Raw genomic sequence first — 947 nt, forward strand, 5'->3', positions numbered from 1 at the left:
CAGCATCAAAAGCTCAAGCGCTTGGCTTTCAACAACGTCATCAATTTGCAGTACGTGAGGCAACAGAGATTTTTGGCCGCGTATGGAAATGGGTAATTATTGGCGTCGGTCCCGGCGCTGCTTTACATGGCTTCGTACCAGATGGCTGGATCGAAGCACACTTGGGTGATGGGCAATGGTGGTCAGTCCCTGCAGCTGTAGTACTCGGTATTCCACTTTATTCTAATGCCACGGGCGTCATTCCGATTATGGAAAGCTTAATAACCAACGGGCTACCTGTAGGTACTACGCTCGCCTTTTGCATGAGTACTGTTGCTGCTAGTTTTCCAGAATTCATCCTACTCAAGCAAGTCATGCAGTGGAAATTACTTGGCACCCTATTCGTTATGCTCCTCATATCATTCACGCTCATAGGCTGGCTATTCAACGGCCTTAGCCCTTTTATATAAAGGAAAAGCTAATGAAAGCTTTTAAAGTACTCGGTACAGGCTGTGCTAAATGCACAAAAACAGCAGCCCTAATCCAGGCTATTGCGACAGAACTAGACCAGCAAATTCAAGTTAGTAAAGAAACCAGCCCTCAAGAAATTATGAACTATCAGGTAATGAGCACACCTGCCGTTGTTCTTAATGAGGAACTTGTTCACAGCGGGTCGATTCCAACTCGAAACCAAGTAACTGAGTGGCTAACAAGCTAACAGAGAAATTTGATCAAATAATTCTTATCTAAGGGATAAATCACTATGACCATCAAAGTAGGCATTAACGGCTTTGGCCGTATGGGTAGACTCTCACTCAGAGCTGCATTCGATTGGAAGGAGATCGAATTTGTTCAGATTAATGACCCGGCTGGCGACGCTGCTACACTCTCGCATCTGTTAAATTTTGACTCCGTACACGGTATTTGGGCTCATCAAGCAAGTAGTGAAGGTTCAAGCATACTTATCG

3 protein-coding genes are annotated in these 947 nt (G+C 44.9%); all 3 read left to right on the forward strand.

The window, feature by feature from the left end; genetic code table 11:
- The coding region (locus A3735_RS24725; protein WP_197486025.1) for a permease at window positions 1-449 on the forward strand (449 nt) is incomplete at its 5' end.
- An 11-nt stretch (window positions 450-460) separates the two neighbouring features.
- Window positions 461-697, forward strand: coding sequence for a thioredoxin family protein (locus A3735_RS24730; protein WP_068554984.1), 237 nt, complete (start codon window positions 461-463; stop codon window positions 695-697).
- 45 nt (window positions 698-742) lie between these two features.
- On the forward strand, window positions 743-947 hold a 205-nt coding region (locus A3735_RS24735; RefSeq protein WP_304440018.1), incomplete at its 3' end, for a glyceraldehyde 3-phosphate dehydrogenase NAD-binding domain-containing protein.

It is taken from the genome of Oleiphilus sp. HI0061, from assembly GCF_001635675.1.